Source organism: Methylobacterium sp. GC_Met_2, from assembly GCF_026540795.1.
Classification (GTDB): domain Bacteria; phylum Pseudomonadota; class Alphaproteobacteria; order Rhizobiales; family Beijerinckiaceae; genus Methylobacterium.
Map to the genome: position 1 here is coordinate 1 of NZ_JALNUM010000279.1, position 529 is coordinate 529.

General features: G+C 66.5%; 1 protein-coding gene. It reads left to right on the forward strand.

Features of this window, described 5'->3' with window-relative positions; genetic code table 11:
• The coding region (locus OXS49_RS33440) for a sugar phosphate nucleotidyltransferase (RefSeq protein ID WP_267428790.1) at positions 1-529 on the forward strand (529 nt) is incomplete at both ends.

Sequence of the window (529 nt, forward strand, 5' to 3'; positions counted from 1 at the left end):
CCCGGTCTCGGTGCTGATGCTGGCTGGCATCCGCGAGATCCTGATCATCTCGTCGCCGGAGCACCTCGACAACTACAAGCGCCTGTTCGGCACCGGGGAGCAGTTCGGCCTGCACTTCTCCTACGCCCTGCAACCGCGGCCGGAGGGGCTCGCCCAGGCCTTCGTCATCGGGCGCGACTTCGTCGGCGACGACGACGTCGCGCTGATCCTCGGCGACAACCTATTCTTCGGCGCCGGCATGGGCGAGCTTCTCGAGCGCGCGGCTGTGCGCAAGCGGGGCGCGACGGTGTTCGCCTACCATGTCGAGAATCCGCAGGCCTACGGCGTGGTCAATCTGGACAAGTCCGGCCGGCCGACCAAGATCGTCGAGAAGCCGCAGAACCCGGAATCGACCTGGGCGGTGACCGGGCTGTACTTCTACGACAACCAGGTTCTCGACATCGCCGCCGACGTGAAGCCCTCGCCCCGCGGCGAGCTCGAGATCACCAGCGTCAACGAGGCCTATCTCCAGCGCGGCGAACTTCACGTC